The 20220-nt window shown below is 59.0% G+C and carries 18 protein-coding genes; 15 read left to right on the top strand and 3 right to left on the bottom strand.

Annotation, left to right across the window (positions count from 1 at the left end):
- Positions 1–10: 10 nt before the first annotated feature.
- Positions 11–1408: a geranylgeranyl reductase gene (chlP, locus tag KBY73_RS09285; RefSeq protein WP_254936966.1), complete on the bottom strand. Its 1398-nt coding sequence runs from the start codon at positions 1406–1408 to the stop codon at positions 11–13.
- A 183-nt stretch (positions 1409–1591) separates the two neighbouring features.
- On the opposite strand from chlP, the gene KBY73_RS09280 reads away from it, so the two are divergent.
- From KBY73_RS09280 to ccsB, 8 genes are all read left to right on the top strand, one after another.
- A complete protein-coding gene (locus tag KBY73_RS09280; protein WP_254936804.1) occupies positions 1592–2296 on the top strand; it encodes a D-alanyl-D-alanine carboxypeptidase family protein in 705 nt (234 codons plus the stop codon).
- Positions 2296–4854: a U32 family peptidase gene (locus KBY73_RS09275; RefSeq protein ID WP_254936803.1), complete on the top strand. Its 2559-nt coding sequence runs from the start codon at positions 2296–2298 to the stop codon at positions 4852–4854. Before KBY73_RS09280 ends, KBY73_RS09275 begins: the two co-directional genes overlap by 1 nt.
- Positions 4855–4961: 107 nt before the next feature.
- Complete coding sequence (typA, locus tag KBY73_RS09270) at positions 4962–6770, top strand: translational GTPase TypA (RefSeq protein WP_254936802.1); 1809 nt, start codon at positions 4962–4964, stop codon at positions 6768–6770.
- 3 nt (positions 6771–6773) lie between these two features.
- Positions 6774–7193 carry a DUF309 domain-containing protein gene (locus KBY73_RS09265; RefSeq protein ID WP_254936801.1) on the top strand — a complete coding sequence of 140 codons (420 nt, stop codon included), beginning with the start codon at positions 6774–6776 and terminating at the stop codon, positions 7191–7193.
- A 73-nt stretch (positions 7194–7266) separates the two neighbouring features.
- On the top strand, positions 7267–7659 hold the full coding sequence (locus tag KBY73_RS09260) for an LPS-assembly protein LptD (RefSeq protein ID WP_315858420.1): 393 nt from the start codon (positions 7267–7269) through the stop codon (positions 7657–7659).
- Positions 7656–8384, top strand: a complete 729-nt coding sequence (gene lptB, locus KBY73_RS09255) for an LPS export ABC transporter ATP-binding protein (protein ID WP_254936800.1) — start codon at positions 7656–7658, stop codon at positions 8382–8384. The genes KBY73_RS09260 and lptB overlap by 4 nt, the downstream gene beginning before the upstream one ends.
- Positions 8381–9559: an LptF/LptG family permease gene (locus tag KBY73_RS09250; RefSeq protein ID WP_254936799.1), complete on the top strand. Its 1179-nt coding sequence runs from the start codon at positions 8381–8383 to the stop codon at positions 9557–9559. The genes lptB and KBY73_RS09250 overlap by 4 nt, the downstream gene beginning before the upstream one ends.
- Before the next feature lie 46 nt (positions 9560–9605).
- Positions 9606–10520, top strand: coding sequence for a c-type cytochrome biogenesis protein CcsB (gene ccsB, locus KBY73_RS09245; protein WP_254936798.1), 915 nt, complete (start codon positions 9606–9608; stop codon positions 10518–10520).
- Between the two features lie 119 nt (positions 10521–10639).
- Here the strand turns inward: ccsB and rpe are convergent, their stop codons facing one another.
- Entirely contained in the window at positions 10640–11314 is a 675-nt protein-coding gene (gene rpe, locus KBY73_RS09240; RefSeq protein ID WP_254936797.1) for a ribulose-phosphate 3-epimerase, read from the bottom strand.
- A gap of 201 nt (positions 11315–11515) precedes the next feature.
- Here rpe and glpX point away from each other — a divergent pair, with 201 nt between their 5' ends.
- The 7 genes from glpX (at position 11516) to KBY73_RS09205 (ending at position 18482) form a co-directional block, all read left to right on the top strand.
- Positions 11516–12520: a class II fructose-bisphosphatase gene (glpX, locus tag KBY73_RS09235; RefSeq protein ID WP_106501811.1), complete on the top strand. Its 1005-nt coding sequence runs from the start codon at positions 11516–11518 to the stop codon at positions 12518–12520.
- Between the two features lie 35 nt (positions 12521–12555).
- On the top strand, positions 12556–13866 hold the full coding sequence (locus tag KBY73_RS09230; RefSeq protein WP_254936796.1) for a glutamyl-tRNA reductase: 1311 nt from the start codon (positions 12556–12558) through the stop codon (positions 13864–13866).
- Positions 13867–13980: 114 nt separating this feature from the next.
- Positions 13981–15276 carry a glucose-1-phosphate adenylyltransferase gene (locus KBY73_RS09225; RefSeq protein WP_254936795.1) on the top strand — a complete coding sequence of 432 codons (1296 nt, stop codon included), beginning with the start codon at positions 13981–13983 and terminating at the stop codon, positions 15274–15276.
- Between the two features lie 130 nt (positions 15277–15406).
- Entirely contained in the window at positions 15407–16825 is a 1419-nt protein-coding gene (gndA, locus tag KBY73_RS09220) for an NADP-dependent phosphogluconate dehydrogenase (protein ID WP_254936794.1), read from the top strand.
- A 4-nt stretch (positions 16826–16829) separates the two neighbouring features.
- Complete coding sequence (gene pgl, locus KBY73_RS09215; protein WP_254936793.1) at positions 16830–17570, top strand: 6-phosphogluconolactonase; 741 nt, start codon at positions 16830–16832, stop codon at positions 17568–17570.
- Positions 17567–18109 (top strand): CIA30 family protein, encoded by a 543-nt coding sequence (locus KBY73_RS09210; protein WP_254936792.1) that lies wholly within the window; start codon positions 17567–17569, stop codon positions 18107–18109. Before pgl ends, KBY73_RS09210 begins: the two co-directional genes overlap by 4 nt.
- Positions 18096–18482, top strand: a complete 387-nt coding sequence (locus KBY73_RS09205; protein WP_254936791.1) for a hypothetical protein — start codon at positions 18096–18098, stop codon at positions 18480–18482. Before KBY73_RS09210 ends, KBY73_RS09205 begins: the two co-directional genes overlap by 14 nt.
- Positions 18483–18498: 16 nt before the next feature.
- On the opposite strand, the gene ilvD is transcribed toward KBY73_RS09205, so the two are convergent.
- A complete protein-coding gene (gene ilvD, locus KBY73_RS09200; protein ID WP_254936790.1) occupies positions 18499–20169 on the bottom strand; it encodes a dihydroxy-acid dehydratase in 1671 nt (556 codons plus the stop codon).
- Positions 20170–20220: the final 51 nt, after the last annotated feature.

Genomic DNA, 20220 nt, shown 5'->3' with positions numbered 1-20220 from the left:
CCCCCGAGGATCAATCCTTTCCAGCTAGAGCCGGTTCGCGATCCTGTTCAGGCTCTGCATTCTTTGCAGATGTAGCTTCATTTTTGCGGGATTTAACGCCCACTTTAATACCACCTTTGATTGTACTAACCGCCAGCATGGCATTAACTTCGGCCTCGCCCCGCACTGCGCTATCCACCGGCTTGTAGCCCTGAGGAGCCAGGGCATTGCCCCTAAGCACCGAACCTAGGGTAAGCAGCGTGAGTTTCAACTGCTGCCATGGATTCATCATTACCACCCGCTTGTATAGGTAACTGTCGAAGGTGAGGCGTTGTACGTCCTTGTCGTCGCACATCTCGACAAATGCTTCACGAGCAGCATCGTTTCGGTAGAAAATATTTTGGAGTATCTCAAGCACCTTGTAGGTAGCGCCGTATTGGCGATCCCATTTCTTAAGATATTTTTTCAGATCTGCCTCAGTAGGAACCTTGCTACCACCGGCACTGGATTCCACAATTTGCTCGGCACACATCCGGCCGCTTTTGGCTGCAAAATAAATGCCCTCGCCAGAGCTCTTGGTGACATAGCCAGCAGCATCACCTACTAGGGCCATACGGCCAACCACCCGACGGGGACGGGGATGTTCCGGAATCGGATGGGCTTCGACCTTGATTACTTCGCCGTTGACTAGCCGTTTTTTGGCTCGTTCGCGGATGCCCTCCTGGAGTCCCTTGATCAGCCCTTGGTTTTGTTGCATGGTTCCAGTACCAACCGCCACGTGGTCGTACTTGGGGAACACCCACGCATAAAAATCTGGAGATACATCAGTACCCACATACATCTCAGCCAAGTTTTCGTAGTACTTCATCTCCTCGGCAGGCAGTCTGATGCGCTCCTGGAAGGCAATGGCTACGTTGTAGTCGCCAGCATCCATAGCCTTGGCAACTCGACTATTGGCTCCGTCAGCCCCCACAATCAAATCAACTTCAAGAGTCTTTGTTTCTCCTGTTGCTTCTCCAGCGCCATAATCGGAATAGGTAAGGGTGTAGGGGCCTTGTCGGTTGGCACCAGTATCGATTTTGGTAACCAATCCGTTCACGAGCTGGGCACCTAGTTCGGCAGCTCTGTTGCGGAGAAAGGCGTCCATAACCTCTCTGCGGCACATGCCAATATATTCATTTTCATTTTCTAAATTGATATCTACTTCCCTGTTTGAAGGGGAGATCATCTTCATGTTGCGCACCTTGCGGTCGATGATCGACTCTGGCAAGTCAAATTCCTCAACCATGCAAAGCGGAATGGCACCGCCGCATGGTTTGGCGTTGTCGAGCTTGCGCTCAAAAATCCAGGTTTTAATGCCAGCTTTGGCAAGCACCTCAGCCGCACAGGCTCCACTGGGGCCGCCACCCACAACCGCGACTCGCAACATCAAAAAACGCTCCGCCAAGATGGATTCTGCTGGGAAGCTAACACCGATAACCGGTCGGGTGGTGGGCAATCCGACCTCCCCGCCTAGGATCTTCATTGCTTGTGTTTAGGAAGATTGATCGGTGCCAGGCAGGGAACCCGCGTGACGCATCGCAATTCCCGCAGGCCAGGCCAACCCGTAGCCATGGGGGACATTCCTGTCGCCCGCCGCACGAGCCCGCCTTCAGCCAAGGCCAACCGCTGGCTACTGGGAGTCAGCGTGGGTACAGGGTCACTTTTGATCGCCCTTACCCTAGTAGTGGTTTGGCGCCCGGGGCCTCTGCAGCGCCTATTGGCCCCACCGCCAGTAAAGGGACTAAACGCCCGCACGGGCCTTGATGGGCGCCTGCTGGGCCATTTCCCCTACGGAGAGCTGGCCGCCTCGGAACGGGTGGCGATTGCCCCTGGGCTAAGCCTGCATCGCGACGCAGCAGCAGCTCTTCTGGCCATGCAGCGAGATGCATCCGTTAGCGGGGTAGAGCTAGTGGTGCTGAGCGCCTTCCGATCCCATGCGCTGCAAAAAGAACTCTTTTTTGATGTGAAATCGGATCGCAACCAGAGCGCTCGAGAAAGGGCCATGGTTAGCGCCCCGCCAGGGTTTTCTGAGCACAGCACCGGCTTCGCCATAGATCTCGGCGATGGCCTGGCACCTGCCACGAATCTCTCACCAAGCTTCGATCAAACTCCAGCCTATGCGTGGCTACTGGCCAATGCTGCTCGCTATCACTTCATCCTCTCCTTCCCCCGAGGCAATACCCAGGGGGTGAGTTACGAACCTTGGCATTGGCGATTTGAGGGCAGCGCCGAAGCCCTGCAGTTGTTTGAGCCCGCCCAGCGGTTGGCGCGCTGATGACTATTCCGGAATTGCTGGCCCCAGCGGGAAATTGGCAGGCCCTGCGCGCCGCGGTAGCAAATGGCGCCGACGCCGTTTATTTCGGTGTGGAGGTATTCAACGCCCGCATGCGGGCCGCCAATTTTCAGCAGGAGGAGTTGCCGGAACTGATGCACTGGCTGCATCGGCGTGGGGTGAAGGGATTTCTCACCGTCAACGTGCTCGTTTTCAGCGATGAGCTGGTTGAGGCGGCAAGTTTGATCAGGGCTGCAGCTGCGGCCCACGTCGATGCCCTGATTGTTCAGGACGTTGGCCTGGCCCGGCTGGCGCGCAAGTTGGCGCCCGAACTGGCTGTGCACGGATCCACTCAGATGTCGATCACCAGCGCCGCAGGGGTAGCCATGGCCGCGGAGCTTGGTTGTGCCCGGGTCGTGCTTGCCCGGGAGCTGACTCTCACCGACCTGGGCCGTTTGCAAAGCCAGTTGCAACATCGCCAGTTGGCCATGCCCCTGGAGGTTTTTGTGCATGGCGCCCTGTGCGTTGCCTATTCGGGCCAGTGCCTCACCAGCGAAGCCCTGGGCCAGCGCAGTGCCAACCGGGGCGAGTGTGCCCAGGCTTGCCGCTTGCCCTACCAGCTGATTGTTGACGGCGAAGAGCGCGATCTTCAAGACCAGCGCTACCTGCTCTCACCCCAGGACCTATCCGCCTGGGAGCTTTTACCCCAGCTCAAGCAGATCGGCATCACAAGCCTCAAGATCGAGGGGCGTCTTAAGGACGCCACCTACGTGGCCGCTGTTACCGATGCCTACCGGCAAGGACTCGATCGTCTAGCCGAGGGACTACCAAGTGCGCCCCAGCCAGCTGAGCAGAGGCGCTCCCTGGAGTTGAGCTTCTCGCGGGGGCTTTCCACAGGCTGGTTGGGGGGCCTCGACCACCAGGCTCTCGTGCACGGCCGCTGGAGCAAGAAGCGTGGCCCTCAGATTGGTGTATTTGAGCGCTTCAGTGCCGACGGTTGGTGGATCATCCAGACCCAGGCCCTTCTGAAGCCTGGCGATGGTCTGGTGTTTGAGGCCCCTGGATCTGCTCCCCTGGAGCCACCTGCGGAGGTTGGCGGCCGGCTGATGGCTGTGCAGCAGAGCCCCATGGGCCGTCTGGCCGTACGGCTTGGCCCTGGCCGGATCGAAACCCGCGGACTTTCAGCGGGTAGCCCCTGCTGGCTCACCAGCGATCCCGCACTTGAAAGTCAATGGCAGCGCATGGCTGGCCAGGCAACACCGGAGTGCAGCCGAGGCTTGCGGCTTCACCTGCAAGGACGGCTTGGCGAGCCCTTGGAGCTGCGGGTTGAGTGGGCAGAGGGACTAGATCCAGCAGCATCTGTGCAGATAAAGCTGCGCTCCGCCTCTGCCCTGCAAGCAGCCTGCGTTCAAGCCCTAGACAACCCCCGACTTCAAGCCCAGCTTGGGCGCCTTGGCGGCACCTGCTGGAGGTTGGAGCAGCTAGAGCTTGCTCTCGAGGGAGAGCTTTTTCTGCCAGTAGCCCAGCTCAACAAGTTGCGCCGCGAGCTTGTTGAGGCACTGGCCGCAATTGAGCCTGACCTCAGCTGCTCGCAGGAGCCTTTGGCAGGGGATAAATCTGATATCAACGATCTACTGGAGAGTCTTTCCAGCCCAGCCTTTACTTCGGCAATATCTAGGCCCGGTTTGGGCAGGGCTGAGGATTCGGCGCCGCAGTTGGTTGTGCTGGTGCGCAGCCTTGAGCAACTGAGAGCCCTGCGCGATCAACCAGTGGCGTCAGTGATTGCTGACCTTGAACAGCCGGCCGAGCTGCGCGAGGCCGTGGCAATCGGCCGTGGCTGCTGGCCTGGAGGCATCTGGCTGGCTGGGGCTCGCATCACACGGCCTGATGAGCGCTGGACCCTGGAGCCCCTAGTGCGGGCGGCCCCCGATGGCTACCTGGTGCGCAATGCCGACCAGCTCGAGGCGCTAACCCCCCTTGCTCCCTGCTATGGCGATTTTTCCTTGAATGTCGCAAATCCAATTTCCGCCGCGTGGTTCCTAGATCATTGGAAGCTGCAGCGAATCACCGCCAGCTACGACCTTGACCTCAAGCAGATGTTGTCCCTGGTGCGGGGCTGCCCCCCCGGCCAGGTGGAGGTAACCGCCCACCAGCACATGCCCCTGTTCCACATGGAGCACTGCCTCTTTTGCGCCTTCTTATCTGACGGACACGACCACACCGACTGCGGCCGCCCTTGCGAAAAGCACACGGTGCTTCTGCGTGATCGCAGCGGCAGTGAGCACCCGCTGAGGGCGGATCTTGGCTGCCGTAACACCTTGTTTAATGGCCGAGCTCAGACAGCTGCTGAGGCCCTGCCCCATTTGATGCGAGCTGGGGTGCGTCAGTTCCGAATTGAGTTGTTGCAGGAATCAGGGGCCGAAAGCCAGCGTCGGGTGCAGCAATATTCAGCGACCCTGCGGGGTGAGATCAGCGGACGCAGCCTCTGGCAGCAGGAACAGCTGGACAGCCGTCTTGGCGTGACCCGCGGCAGCCTCAAAAGCGGCAGGGGTGTGGGATAGAGTTGGTCGATGGCTTCAAGTCTGCGTAAACGTTCCATCAAACGTTCCGTCTACATAAACTTCAAGTCAACAGATTCCATTCAACGTAAAAGTAGGGTTTTATTTGTATGAGCGGTGCACACCCAGGTACGCCGATTCGCAATATTGCGATCATCGCCCACGTTGACCATGGCAAAACCACATTGGTGGATGCCATGCTCACCCAATCGGGCATCTTCCGCGAGGGAGAGGCGGTTCCGACCTGTGTGATGGACTCGAACGATCTTGAGCGTGAGCGCGGGATCACAATCCTTTCCAAAAACACCGCCGTCGATTACGAAGGAATTCGTATCAACATCGTTGACACCCCTGGACACGCTGATTTCGGCGGTGAGGTGGAGCGAGTTCTCGGCATGGTTGACGGCTGCCTCCTGATTGTTGATGCCAACGAGGGGCCCATGCCCCAAACCCGATTTGTGCTTAAAAAAGCCCTCGAGAAAGGGTTACGTCCAATCGTTTTCGTAAACAAGATTGATCGGGCCCGGGTAGACCCCGAGGTTGCTGTCGACAAGGTTCTCGACTTGTTCCTCGAGCTGGGTGCCGACGACGACCAGTGCGATTTCCCTTATTTGTTTGGGAGTGGCATGGGCGGCTACGCCAAGCCAGACATGAAAACCGAGAGCGACAATATGAAACCGCTCTTCGATGCGATCCTGCGGCACGTTCCGCCTCCAGTGGGCGATCCCGAGAAGCCGCTGCAGCTTCAAGTCACCACCTTGGACTACTCCGACTTTTTGGGTCGGATCATGATTGGACGCATCCACAACGGCACAATCAGGGCTGGCCAACCTGCTGCGCTTATCCGTGACGACGGCAGCATCAAGCGCAGCCGCATCAGCAAGTTGCTTGGCTTCCAGGGCCTGCAGCGCGTTGAAATTGAGGAGGCCCGCGCTGGCGATCTCGTGGCCGTGGCCGGCTTTGACGAGGTAAATATTGGTGAGACGATTGCCTGCCCCGATCACCCTGAGGCCCTGCCCCTGATTCGGGTTGACGAACCCACCCTTCAGATGACTTTCGTCATCAATGACTCTCCCTTCGCTGGCAAGGAGGGCAAATTTGTGACCAGCCGTCAGGTGCGAGATCGCCTGCAGAAAGAACTGCTCACCAACGTCGCCCTACGGGTAGAGGACACCGACTCACCCGATCGCTGGGCCGTCAGCGGCCGTGGTGAATTACACCTTGGCATCCTGATCGAAACAATGCGCCGTGAAGGTTATGAGTTCCAGGTATCCCAGCCCCAGGTGATTTTCCGCACCATTGATGGCACCCCATCGGAGCCCTACGAAACCTTGGTTTTGGATGTGCCTGAGGAGTCAGTGGGCGCCTGCATCGAGAAGCTAGGCATTCGCAAAGCCGAGATGCAGAACATGGAAAATACGAATGATGGTCGCACCCAGCTTGAGTTTGTGGTGCCAGCTCGGGGCCTGATTGGCTTCCGAGGCGAATTCATTCGCGCCACAAGGGGCGAGGGCATCATGAGCCACTCCTTCCTCGACTACCGGCCGATGCAGGGAGACATGGACAACCGCCGCAATGGCGTGTTGATTGCCTTTGAGGAAGGCACAGCCACCTTCTATGCACTGAAGGGTGCGGAAGATCGCGGCCAGTTCTTCATTACGCCTGGTACCAAGGTCTACAAGGGAATGATTGTTGGCGAACACAACCGACCACCCGACCTAGAACTCAACGTTTGCAAGGCAAAGCAGGTTACCAATATTCGCTCGGCTGGCGCAGAGGTGCTTGACACCTTGCAGGCACCTATCCAGATGACCCTAGAGCGGGCTCTCGAGTACATCGGACCCGATGAAATGCTTGAGGTCACACCCCAATCGATCAGATTGCGCAAACTGCCTTCCAAAAAGGCCGCTAAGCGCTGATCAGTGCGCTCGAACCCTGAGCAGCAGGTTTTAAGCGAAGAGCAGGAATTATTGGCCGACACCCGTCTGGGCGAGGCCATATTCTTGTTTAACAGCGGTGATTGGTATGCCTGCCACGACGGCTTCGAATCCCTCTGGCATGAAACAGCTGGTCCTATGCGGCCAGTTTTGCAGGGAATTCTGCAAATCGCCGTGGCGGAACTTCACCTTGAACGGGGAAACTGCCGTGGCGCCACAATCCTGATGGGTGAGGGTCTAGGCCGCCTTAAGGCTTGTTCGCCTACCGCCCTAGGCATAGATTTAGTCGCATTGATCAACACATCCATGCAGCGGCTGCTGGCATTGCAGCAGCAGACTCCAATTGAGGGTTTGGAATTGCCCAGATTGGTTAAGACGCCGCCCCGTAACCGTTCTACAGATTAAAAATTACTCAATGGCTCATACCCAACTGTTGCTATTTACCCCTAGGCGCTCCGTGCTCTTGCGGCTGATGGCCATGCCCCTTTTCCTCTCGGCAATGTTGGCCCCTGCGCTTGCAGCTCCCGCCTTGGTGACTCCCACCAGTGGGCTGGTAACGATTGAATCCGACTTGCAAAAGGCCGATAACAGCACCGGGGTTGTGACAGCAACCGGCAATGTGCGCATCGTTTACCCAGACCAACGGGTAGTGGCCACGGCCCGTCAGGCCCAATACTTCAGTCGTGAGGGCAGGGTGGTGCTCAGCGGTGATGTGGATGTAATTCAAGATTCGGGTCATAGCATTCGGGCTGAACGGTTGGTGTACCTGGTGGAGCGGGAGCGAATCGTGGCTGAGCCCGCCCCTGGACAACAAGTGATCACCCACTACCGAATAAATGCGCCAACACCAAAAGAAGGCATGTCGCCATGAGCCTGGAGCTCGTCAATGTGGCCCTGGCCATCGGCGGCCGAATGCTGGTCAACCACGTGTCGCTGCAGCTGGAGCCTGGTGAAGTTGTGGGCTTGCTTGGTCCAAACGGGGCGGGCAAAACCACCACTTTTGGTTTGGTGACTGGCTTATTGCGCCCCGACTCCGGCCAGGTGTTGATGGATGGCATGGCAATCGAACAGCTGCCCATGCCCCAACGTGCCCGCCTAGGCATCGGCTACTTGCCCCAGGAGCCCAGCGTGTTTCGGCAGCTAAGTGTGCGTGACAACCTGAGCCTTGCCCTGCAAGAAAGTGCCACGCCGATGGAGCTGAGGCGCCAGCGCCTCAATGGCTTAATCGAGGATTTTCACCTCAGCGAATTTCAAAACCGCAAGGGCTACCAGTTGTCCGGAGGTGAGCGGCGGCGCTGTGAGGTTGCCCGGGCATTGGCTGTGGGTGTGGAAGGTCCCAGCTACCTGCTGCTGGATGAGCCTTTTGCGGGAGTAGACCCAATCGCGGTGTCAGACCTGCAGCAGTTGATCCACCAGCTCAAGGGGCGGGGAATGGGTCTGCTGATCACAGACCACAACGTGCGCGAAACCCTGGCGATCACAGATCGGGCCTACATCCTTTCTGAAGGATCGATTTTGGCTTCCGGCAGCTCTCAGCAGGTGGGTTCCGATCCCCTGGTTCGCCGCCACTACCTCGGAGAATCCTTCCGGCTATGAGTTGGTCACATCGCGCACGCCAGCAGCTGCTGACCCCTTGGCGCCACCTACCCCTGCTTGATCGCTGGCTACTGGCGGAACTGATCGGCCCCCTGATTTTCGGTGTAGCCGCATTCACCGCCGTTTCCCTCTCAGTAGGTGCCGTATTTGAGCTTGTCCGCCGGGTTGCGGAATCGGGGTTGCCCCTAGATGTGGCCGTGCGGGTGCTGGTACTGGAGATGCCCTCCTTTCTTGTGCTCTCTTTCCCCATGGCCACGCTGATGGCCACGTTGCTCACCTATTCAAAGCTTTCAGGCAACAGTGAGCTCACCGCCCTGCGCAGCGTGGGCGTTGCCACCTGGCGAATGGTGGTGCCCGCCGTTGCTATCGCGCTGGTGATGACCATGCTCACCTTCACCTTCAACGAGGCCATAGTGCCGCGCACCTTGCTCGAGGCCAAAAACACCCTCAACCGTGCGATTGGACGTGCCGTATCTGGCGAGCAGAAAGACAACGTCATGTTCTCTAAATACGGTGAGATACAGGCGGAAGACGGCAGCACGGAGCGGGGCCTTACCCACTTTTTCTACGCCCAACGCTTCAATAAAGGAGTGATGGAGCGGGTCACCCTGCTAGACCTTTCACGCCGAGATCAACGGGTGCTGCTCAGTGCCGATCGAGCCCGCTGGAGCGAGGCCGATGCCCAGTGGGAATTCCTTGATGGCCATGTCTTTGGGGTCACGGAGGGATCGGACAGCTCCACCACTTCAGCTGATTTCGACCGCTACCTATATCCGCTGGGTAGTCAGCCGCTTCAGGTTGCCAAGCTGCCAAAGGATTCCAATTCAATGACAATCGGCCAAGCACGAACCGCCGAACGGCTGCTCAGAGAGGCAAGTGATCTGCAAGGTGCCCGCAAGCTGCGAGTTCGCATCCAGGAGAAGTTCGCCTTCCCCGCAGTCTGCTTGGTGTTTGGATTAATTGGTAGCAGCCTTGGAGTGCGCCCCCATTCGCGGCGCAGCCGTAGCCAGGGATTCGGACTCAGCGTCCTGCTGATCTTTGGCTACTACCTGGTGGCATTTGTTTTCAGTTCGCTCGGGGTCAAGGGGACGCTCAGTCCCTACTTCTCCGCCTGGCTGCCAGTGGTGATCGGTTTGGGTGGCGGCGTGTATCTGTTACGGCAGGCCAGCCGCTAACAGCACCTGCCATTCGCCAAACTGAGCAGATACCGATTCATTGCCCGTGCCCGCCCTGTTGAACGACCCAGTGCTTGGCCTGGGTCTGACGGCGTTTGCCCTCTTGCTGGTCGCTCTGCCGCTGGCCTTCTGGTCGCTTAGCGGCGGCCGATCGAGCACGGCGGTACGCCTGCTGGTTGCCGGCGCCAATCTCTGCCTCACGGCCCAATTGGTGTTGCGCTGGTGGGAATCGGGGCATTTCCCGATCAGCAACCTCTACGAATCCCTCTGCTTTCTCGCCTGGGGCTGCACCCTCACCCAGCTGCTGGTTGAGCGCAGCTGGCCTTCGCCGTTGGTGCCTGCAGCGGCAACCCCCATGGCCCTCGGTTGTGTTGCTTTTGCCAGCTTTGCCCTACCTGATCGGCTCCAGGAAGCCTCGCCGCTGGTGCCGGCCCTCCGCTCTAGCTGGCTAGTGATGCACGTCAGCGTGATCATGGTCAGCTACGCGGCCCTGCTGGTGGGGTCATTGCTTTCGTTGGCGGTGCTATTCACTGACCGCGGCAATTCATTGGAACTACGCAGCAGCTCCATCGGCAGTGGCGGCTATCGCCAGGCCCAACTGGCTACACCCCAGCTGCAACTAAGCAGCGTTGCCATGCCTGCGGTTGAACAGCTTGATTCCCTCAGCTACCGCACGATCACAGTGGGCTTCCTGCTGCTGTCGGTTGGTCTGGTAAGTGGAGCGGTGTGGGCCAACGAGGCCTGGGGCAGCTGGTGGAGCTGGGATCCGAAGGAAACTTGGGCCTTGATCTGCTGGCTCGTCTACGCCGCCTATTTGCACACTCGCTTGATCCGTGGCTGGCAGGGACGTAAGCCGGCTCTAGTAGCCGCAGCAGGTTTGGTAGTTATCGTGGTTTGCTATATCGGTGTAAATCTACTGGGCATTGGCTTGCACAGCTACGGCTGGTTCTTTGACAGCTAAACCCCAAGCGCGTTTATTCCACTACAGATAGGAGCTAAACCTATTTGAGTCCCCCCGCACACATGCGCGGGGGGATAGGGAACTGGATTCTGAATTAGATTGTGAACCAATTCAGAGGCTCATGCCCCGGGACGCTTGCTGTTGCGAATCCCGGTGATTGCTGCGGCGTAATCAGGCTGGTTGAAAACACCAGAACCGCTAACGATGGCATTCGCGCCCGCTTCAATTACTTTCCAGGCGTTTTCTGCCTTGATGCCGCCATCCACTTCAATCCAAGGGTCCAGGCCACGCTCATCGCACATGCGGCGTAGATCGCGAATCTTTTGCACCTGGTTGTCGATGAAACTCTGGCCGCCGAAGCCAGGGTTGACACTCATGATCAGCACTAGATCGCAGAGCTCCAGGCAGTAGTCGAGCGTGTCTAAAGGGGTGCTGGGGTTCAGTACGGCACCAGCAAGTTTGCCAAGATCCTTGATCTGGGCAAGGTTGCGATGCAGATGCGGACAAGCCTCAACCTGCACAGAAATGATGTCTGCGCCAGCTTTGGCAAAATCGGCCACGTATCGCTCGGGCTCAACGATCATTAGGTGAACGTCGAGGGTCTTGGTGGTTACAGGCCGCAACGCCTGCACAATTAAGGGGCCAATTGTGATGTTCGGCACAAACCGGCCATCCATGACGTCTACGTGGATCCAGTCGGCACCAGCTTGATCGACAGCACGAACGTCGTCGCCGAGACGGGAGAAGTCGGCGGACAGAATTGACGGGGAGATCACCAGGGATTTGGTGCTCATGCTGGATCAACCGATCGGGTGGCTTTGGATTGTAGGAAGTGGTCTGCAGACAAGCCTTGAGTGGTCCCTAGGTCCCATGGCCGCAGGCACTGATACAGTTGCGGCCGCTTCATCTTCGAAAGGCTTGGCAGCAGCAGGATTCTGAACCGTGTCCCGCCCGGCCGACGCCATTACTGAAGCCCATTCCCCTGCCGGATCACCGTGGATCGCACCCTCATCCAGGAAATTCTCGAGGTCGTTGAGCAAGCTGCCATCGCCTCTGCCGAACTGACCGGCCTAGGCAAGAAAGATGAAGCAGACGCTGCAGCCGTTGAAGCCATGCGCACCCGCATGGGCCTCATCCAAATGCAGGGCCGCATCGTTATTGGCGAAGGCGAGCGCGATGAAGCTCCCATGCTCTACATCGGCGAGGAAGTAGGCAGTGGCACCGGCCCCGGCGTGGATTTCGCCGTTGATCCCTGCGAGGGAACCAACCTCTGCGCCAACAGCCAGCGAGGCTCCATGGCAGTCCTGGCCGCTTCTGATCGCGGGGGACTTTTCAACGCTCCCGACTTTTACATGAAGAAACTGGCTGCCCCCCCGGCTGCCAAGGGCAAGGTGGACATCCGTAAGTCGGCTACCGAGAACATCAAGATCCTCAGCGAGTGCCTTGGTCTTGCAGCCAGCGAACTCACCATCGTCGTGATGGACCGCGCTCGTCACAAGGACCTGATCGCCGAGATCCGTGCTACTGGCGCCAGGATTCAACCCATCTCGGACGGCGACGTTCAGGCCGCTATCGCCTGCGGTTTTGCAGGCACTGGCACCCATTGCCTGATGGGCATCGGCGCAGCCCCCGAGGGCGTGATCTCCGCCGCTGCCATGCGCGCCCTTGGCGGTCACTTCCAGGGCCAGCTCGTGTACGACCCCGCGGTGGCTCAGACATCTGAGTGGGCTGACTACACCAAGGAAGGCAACATCGCTCGTCTTAACGAGATGGGCATCACCGACGTAGATAAGATCTACGAGGCAGAGGAGCTTGCTTCAGGTGAAAACGTGGTATTCGCTGGCAGTGGCATCACCGATGGCCTGCTGTTCCACGGTGTCAAGTTTGAGAAGGATTGCACCCGCACCAGCTCCCTGGTGATCAGCAACCTGGACAACACCGCTCGCTTTACCAATACCATTCACATGAAGGATGGAGCCCAGAGCATCGCGCTGAGCTGAAGCCCGCCGTAGTCCGAGCACCCCAGCCAGCCTCCATGCACATTGCCGTCGTCGGCCTCAGTCATCGCACGGCTCCAGTGGAGATCCGGGAGCGCCTCAGCATCCCGGAACAAACCATGGAGGCTTCGCTGCAGCAGCTGCGGGCTGACGATCAGGTGCTAGAGGCATCCATACTCAGCACCTGTAATCGGCTGGAGATTTACACCCTGCTCCGCCATCCGGAGCGGGGTATTTCTGCTGTCGGAGCTTTTTTAAGCCAGCTCTCCGGCTTGGCGGTCGAGGAGCTCACACCGCACTTATTTACCTTTCACCACGAGGAGGCGATCAGCCACCTGCTGAGGGTTTCAGCCGGCCTCGATTCTCTAGTGCTTGGGGAGGGGCAAATCCTCTCTCAAGTAAAAAAAATGGTGAGGCTTGGCCAGGAGCACCACTCCGTTGGGCCAATCCTCAATCGGCTGCTTACCCAGGCAGTTAGTACCGGCAAACGGGTCCGTACAGAAACGAACCTTGGCACCGGCGCTGTCTCGATCAGTTCAGCGGCGGTGGAGCTGGCCCAGCTCAAGGTGGGCCAAGCTCGAGGCCTCGATGAGCTGGTGCCCCTTGATCAGGAGCAAGTGGCCGTGGTGGGAGCAGGGCGCATGGCCAGGCTGCTGCTACAGCACCTTCAGGCCAAGGGCTGTAAGGGACTCGTGCTGCTTAACCGCACGGTTAGCAAGGCGGAACTACTGGCCGCTGACTTCCCAGCACTGCCAGTTCAGTGCCGTCCCCTTGACGACCTGGACCATTGCCTCAGCACCTGCTCGCTGGTTTTCACCAGTACCGCTGCTGACACACCAATCATTACGGCGCAGCGCCTCAGCGGACTGAATCGCCGCTCCAGCTTGATGCTGGTAGACATCGGCGTACCCCGCAACATTTCGGCCGATACGGCTGGCCTGCCCGGCGTGCAGTCCTACGACGTTGATGATTTGCAGGAGGTGGTAAACCGCAACCAGGAGGCTCGGCGCGAAATGGCAGCTGAGGCCGAAGGGCTGCTGCAGGAGGAGTCTCGTGCCTTCCTGGAATGGTGGGACGGGCTTGAAGCGGTGCCGGTTGTAAACCGCCTCCGGCGCCAGCTGGAAGACATCCGTGAGCAGGAACTCCAGAAGGCCTTGAGCCGCATGGGTCCAGACCTCTCAGCCAGGGAGCGCAAGGTGGTTGAAGCCCTCAGCAAGGGCATCATCAACAAGATCCTGCACACGCCTGTTACCAACTTGCGGGCCCCCCAGCCGCGCCAGCAGCGACACAGCGCCATGAGAGTCCTCGAGGATCTCTTTGAGCTGCAGGAGCGTCCGCCAGAGCCCTGAACCAGCCCCAGCCTGCGGCACTGCAACAGTTCGTGCCGCAGGTGATCAAAAGGCTCGCCCAATAGCAGGACGCTCAAGTACGGTCAGCCCCGAGACCCGCTGGTAGCAGGATTTATGAAGCGTGTACTGGCGATAATTCTGGGAGGTGGTGCTGGTACCCGCCTTTACCCGTTGACCAAAATGCGGGCCAAGCCAGCAGTGCCACTGGCAGGAAAATATCGGCTGATTGACATTCCAATCAGCAATTGCATTAATTCGGAAATCAACAAAATCTATGTACTTACTCAGTTCAACAGTGCGTCGCTGAATCGTCACCTGACGATGAGCTACAACCTTTCGGCTGGATTTGGCCAAGGTTTTGTGGAGGTTTTGGCAGCCCAGCAGACCCCAGAAAGCCCAAGCTGGTTTGAGGGCACGGCGGATGCAGTCCGTAAATACCAGTGGCTTTTCCACGAATGGGACGTTGACCACTACTTGATTCTTTCCGGTGACCAGCTATACCGGATGGACTACAGCCGTTTTGTACAGCACCACATCGACACCGGCGCCCAGCTCACTGTGGGTGCCTTGCCCGTGGACCCCGCTCAAGCCGAGGGCTTTGGCCTGATGCGCACCAGCCGTGATGGACGCATCCAGGAGTTTCGCGAGAAGCCCAAGGGTGCGGAGCTGGAGACGATGCGAGTCGACACCCAGGCCCTTGGCCTCTCGCCGGAGGAGGCGGCCAAACGCCCATACCTCGCCTCGATGGGCATATATGTATTCAGCCGTGACACCCTCTTTGACCTGCTGAGCAGCAACCCAACTTCAACAGACTTTGGCAAAGAGATCATCCCCGCCTCCCTCGCCCGCGGCGACCGGCTCCAAAGCTTCCTCTTTGACGATTACTGGGAGGACATCGGTACTATCGGCGCCTTCTATGAAGCCAACCTGGCGCTTACCGACCAACCCAACCCGGCCTTCTCCTTTTACGACGAGAAGTTCCCGATTTACACCAGGCCCCGCTACTTGCCCCCCAGCAAGTTGCAAGACGCCCAGGTAACCGCCTCGATAATCGGTGAGGGCTCCTTGCTCAAGGCCTGCAGCATTCACCACTGCGTATTGGGTGTGCGCTCCCGCGTTGAAGACGAGGTGGTGCTCCAGGACACCCTGGTGATGGGAGCCGACTACTTCGAGTCTTCCGAGGAGCGCCTAGCTCTGCGCGAGCGTGGGGGCATCCCCCTGGGCGTGGGCAGGGGCACCACTGTTAAACGGGCCATCCTCGACAAGAACGTGCGGATCGGCAACAACGTCACGATCGTCAACAAGGACCACGTGGAGGAAGCTGACCGACCCGAGCTCAATTTCTATATACGCAACGGCATTGTGGTGGTTGTCAAAAATGGGACCATCGCTGACGGCACGGTGATCTGAGCAGGGGAAGCTGCCAAGGTGTCGGGCCAAAAACCAGGAGTTGCTGACACCTTTGCCACCAAGTTGTGACGGATGCCTGGGCTGACCAGCACGCTTCGCCACACTGTCGCCAAAAGCTTCAAATTCAGTCATGGGTAAGGCGCATTTCGGCCTGATCGGCTTGGGAGTGATGGGGGAAAACCTCGTCCTCAATGCTGAGCGCAACGGCTACTCCTCCGTTGTCTTCAATCGCACCAAGGCAAAAACCGATGATTTTCTGGCAGGTCGTGGTGCAGGCAAGGACATTGTTGGCGCCGCGACCCTTGAGGAGTTTGTGGCGACCCTGGAGCGTCCACGCCGCATCCTGATGATGGTCAAGGCGGGCCAGCCCGTTGACGACACAATTGCGGCAATCTCCCCCTTCCTTGAGGAGGGTGACCTGCTGATTGATGGCGGCAATTCTCTCTACGCCGATACGGAACGGCGCGTTGCCGAGCTGGAGAGCAAGAGCTTCGGTTACATCGGCATGGGCGTCTCCGGTGGCGCCAAAGGCGCCCTGGAAGGGCCGAGCATGATGCCCGGTGGCACCAAGGCGGCCTACGACGCCATTGAACCGCTGGTGCGCAAGATGGCAGCCCAGGTAGACGATGGTCCCTGTGTCACCTACATCGGCCCCGGGGGCGCTGGTCACTTCGTCAAAACGGTGCACAACGGCATCGAATACGGCATTGAGCAGATCCTGGCTGAGGCCTACGACCTGATGAAGCGGGTTGGCGGACTGAACGGCGACCAGATGGCCGACGTCCTGGCCAGCTGGAATCAAACCGAGGAGTTGGCCTCATTCCTGGTGGAGATCACCGAGGTTTGCCTGCGCACCAAGGATCCCGAAACCGGTGCCGATCTAGTGGAGGCGATCGTGGATGCGGCTGGCCAAAAGGGCACTGGTCTTTGGACCGTGGTGAGTGCCCTGGAGATGGGTGTACCCGTGCCAACCATCTATGCCGCCCTCAATGCCCGAGTGCTGAGCTCGCTGCGCTCCGAGCGACTCGAGGCGGGCGCCCTGCTGCCAGAGCCTGCCGCCCACAGCTTCAATCTTGGCAGCGCGGCAGATGACATGGCTCCCCTGCGCGATGCCTGCATTGCCGCCTGCATAGTTAGCTATGGCCAGGGCATGGCCCTGCTGCAGGAAGCCTCAAAGCTGCACGATTACAACCTCAATTTTTCGGCCATCGGCCAGATCTGGAAAGGGGGCTGCATCATCCGGGCCCGCTTGCTGCAGCGAATTCAGGATGCCTATGGCGCCAACCCCAGCCTGGCCAACCTCATGCTCGACCCCTGGTTTGCCGAGCAGATCAACAGGCGTCTGCCCGGGCTGCGGCAGGTGGTTGCCGGCGCTGCCCTGGCGGGGATTCCCGTGCCCTGCTTAAGCAGCACCCTTGATTACATCGACAGCTACCGCAGCGCCCGCCTACCCCAAAACCTGGTCCAGGCCATGCGCGACTGCTTTGGCTCCCACACCTACGAGCGGGTCGACAAGCCTGGCAACTTCCACACCGAGTGGCTGGACTGAACCAATGACCCCAATCACTCCAGGCTCCAATACTCGCTATCGCCTGGTGGTGGCTGAGTCGGCAGCTGAGCTCGCCCGTCAGACGGCCCAAGCCCTGGCCTCAGAGCTTGATCAGGTATTGGCCCAGCGCGACCGCGCCCAGATAGCACTGGCCGGCGGAGAGACACCGAAGGCGACCTATCGCCTACTTGGTCAGCAACACCTGCCCTGGGATCGGGTCGATGTGTTGCTCGGTGATGAGCGTTGGGTGCCGAGCGACGACCCCTCCAGCAATGCCCGCATGTTTAGGGAAACATTGATGGCGGAGCTCCCCGCTAGTAAGGCCTGCTTGCATGCGGTTCCCACCCAGCTCGCCAGCCCGGAGCAGGGAGCGGCAGCGTACGCAGACCTGCTGCAACAGCTGTGCGGCAACTTCCCACCGGTGTTGGACGTGGTGCTGTTGGGCCTCGGCGACGATGGTCACACCGCCTCGTTGTTTCCAGGCACCGCTGCACCGGGGGTGCGAGACCGCTCCGTAACCCTGGGGCAGGGCAAGGGTCTACCCCGGGTCAGCCTTACAGCCCCAACCCTTTCAGCAGCGCGGCGGGTGGTCTTCCTAGTGAGTGGCGCCGGCAAGGTGCAGGCCCTGCAACGGTTACTCGACCCCGAGGAATCATCTCTGCGGACCCCAGCCAAGTTGGTTAAGCCCGCCAGTGAGGTGCTGATATTTGCTGACCAAGCAGCAGCGGCTGGAGTCAGCCAATGATTTCCATCGCCAGCGGCGACGGCTTCATTGGCTGGCATGCCTTAAACGACACCGTGATGGGTGGTCGCAGCCAGGGAAACTGCCGGATCGCCTCAACAGGGCTGGAGTTTGAAGGCACGCTCGTTGAGGAGGGAGGGGGCTTCATCAGTTGCCGCTCGCCTCTGTTTTCTCCCCCTCTCGATCTCTCGAGTTGTGAGGGGCTTGAACTTGAGCTGGTTGGTGCTGGCAGACGCTTCAAGTTGGCGGTTGCCTGCGCTGACGGTCTGGCCGGACTCACCAACTTGATCCCTGGGGGCCTGCGCTGGGTGATCGAATTCGCTACGGAGCCAGAGGGACCCAGCCTCGTGAGGATTCCGTTCGCAGATCTACGAGCCTCGGTGCGCGCTAAGCCGGTGGGGCTGCCCATGAAATTTGACCCAAGCCGGATCACCAGGCTGCAACTTTTGCATTCACGCTTCGCCGATGATGGCGGCTTAAATGCTGGCTTCCGCGCCGGTCCGATCTACCTACAACTTCGCGCTGTACGTGGCTACCCCTGAGCTGGTTAATAGCAACCTGCAACAGCTGGTTGCAGCCGCCGCCGATCTCTGTCGCAAGCCATTGCGTCACGCCGTGCTGCCCCTGGATGACACTCAGCGCTGCGACGATTGCAACTTGAGACTGGAGGTAAGACAGGCCGATGGACAGCGCTATCCCGCCGCCGATCTCGAAATTGAGATCTATCGCAGCGGTGATGACCTCAACCTCACCCTGGCCTGGTGCCACGACCATCAACGCCCCCTGCTTTGGCAGGGGAGCCATCCGGTGTGGATGGAGCCGGAGTCAGGGCTCCGCTGCGAGCGACCAGTTGATGGTGCCCCCCTGGAGGCTTTGGCACGAAGACTCAGGGCCCTGTTAGTGCCGCTGGACTGAGGCCTGGCTTTGGCTATTAGATCTCATCGGTCACCGCACCCCGGCTGCTGCTACCAACCAGGCGGGCATATTTGCCAAGCACCCCAGTGCGGTAAAGGGGCTCAGGCTTGACCCAGGCCGAGCGCCGCCGAGCGATTTCCACATCAGGGACATTGAGCTGAATTAGCAATTCGATGGCATCGACCGTGATGCTGTCCCCTTCCTCAACCAGGCCGATGGTGCCCCCCACGGCAGCCTCGGGTGCAACGTGACCCACCACCAGACCGAAGGAACCGCCTGAAAAGCGGCCATCGGTGATCAGGGCCACCGAATCGAGCAGGCCCTGGCCCACGATCGCAGCAGTAGGACTGAGCATCTCCCGCATGCCAGGGCCTCCCACCGGGCCCTCGTTGCGCACTACCACCACATCACCGGGGTTGATCTGCTTATCAAGGATTGCGGCCAAGCAGGATTCCTCGCTTTCAAAAACCCTTGCTGGACCGGTGATTACAGGATTTTTAACCCCACTGATCTTGGCCACCGCACCTTCTTCTGCCAAGTTTCCCTTGAGAATCGCTAGGTGCCCTTTGGGATAGAGGGGGTTGCTAAGTGGACGGATCACATCCTGACCAGAGGGGGGCTCGGAAGGAACAGATGCCAACAACTCAGCCAGGGTTTTGCCCTCGATGGTGCGGCAATCGGCATGCAGTAAGCCCGCATCAAGCAGCAGCTTCATCACCTGGGGTATGCCACCAGCCTGATGAAGGTCAACGGTCACATAGCGGCCACTGGGCTTCAGATCGCAGATCACTGGCACCCGCTGGCGGATCGTCTCAAAGTCGTCGATGGTTAGGGGTACTCCAGCGGTGCGGGCCACCGCCAGTAGGTGCAACACGGAATTGGTAGAGCCGCCCACCGCCATGATCACGCTGATGGCATTTTCGAAGGCCTCTCGGGTGAGTAGGTCACTAGGCAAGATGTTTGCCTTAAGTGCATCAACCAAAACCTCTGCGCTGCGAGCAGCACTCTCTGCTTTCTCAGGGTCCTCTGCAGCCATGGTGGAGCTGTAAGGCAGGCTTAACCCCAATACTTCAAAGGCGGCACTCATAGTATTGGCAGTAAACATGCCGCCACAACTGCCGGCACCTGGACAGGCATTCTTTTCAATAGCAGTGAGCTCTTGCTCATCAATACGACCACCGCTGTATTGACCGACAGCCTCAAAAGCACTTACTACCGTGAGATCACAGGCTCCAAGCTTGCCAGGCTTAATCGTGCCACCGTAGACAAAAATGGAGGGAATATTCATGCGCGCCATGGCCAACATGGCTCCTGGCATATTTTTGTCACAACCACCAATTGCCAGCAAGCCATCCATGCTTTGGGCGTTGCAGGCAGTTTCAATCGAATCGGCAATTACCTCGCGGCTCACCAGGGAATACTTCATTCCCTCCGTGCCCATTGATATGCCATCGCTCACCGTGATGGTGCCAAACATCTGGGGCATTGCACCGGCTGTATGAAGAGCCGTCTCGGCGCACTGAGCTAGCTCGTTTAAGCCCAGGTTGCAAGGTGTAATTGTGCTGTAGCCATTGGCAACGCCAATAATCGGCTTGTTGAAATCGCCATCACCAAAGCCAACGGCCCGCAACATGGCGCGGTTGGGGGAGCGCTGAATGCCTTGCGTGATCGCAGCGGAGCGGAGCATGGTGGTGGGTTGGGCTTGAAGAAACCTACCCACCGGGGCGATAGGCCCAGA

It is taken from the genome of Cyanobium sp. Tous-M-B4, from assembly GCF_024345395.1.
In the GTDB taxonomy this organism is placed as follows: Bacteria; Cyanobacteriota; Cyanobacteriia; order PCC-6307; family Cyanobiaceae; genus Cyanobium_A.
The sequence above is the reverse complement of the archived record's forward strand: the minus strand, read 5'-3'. Positions and strand labels throughout refer to the sequence as shown.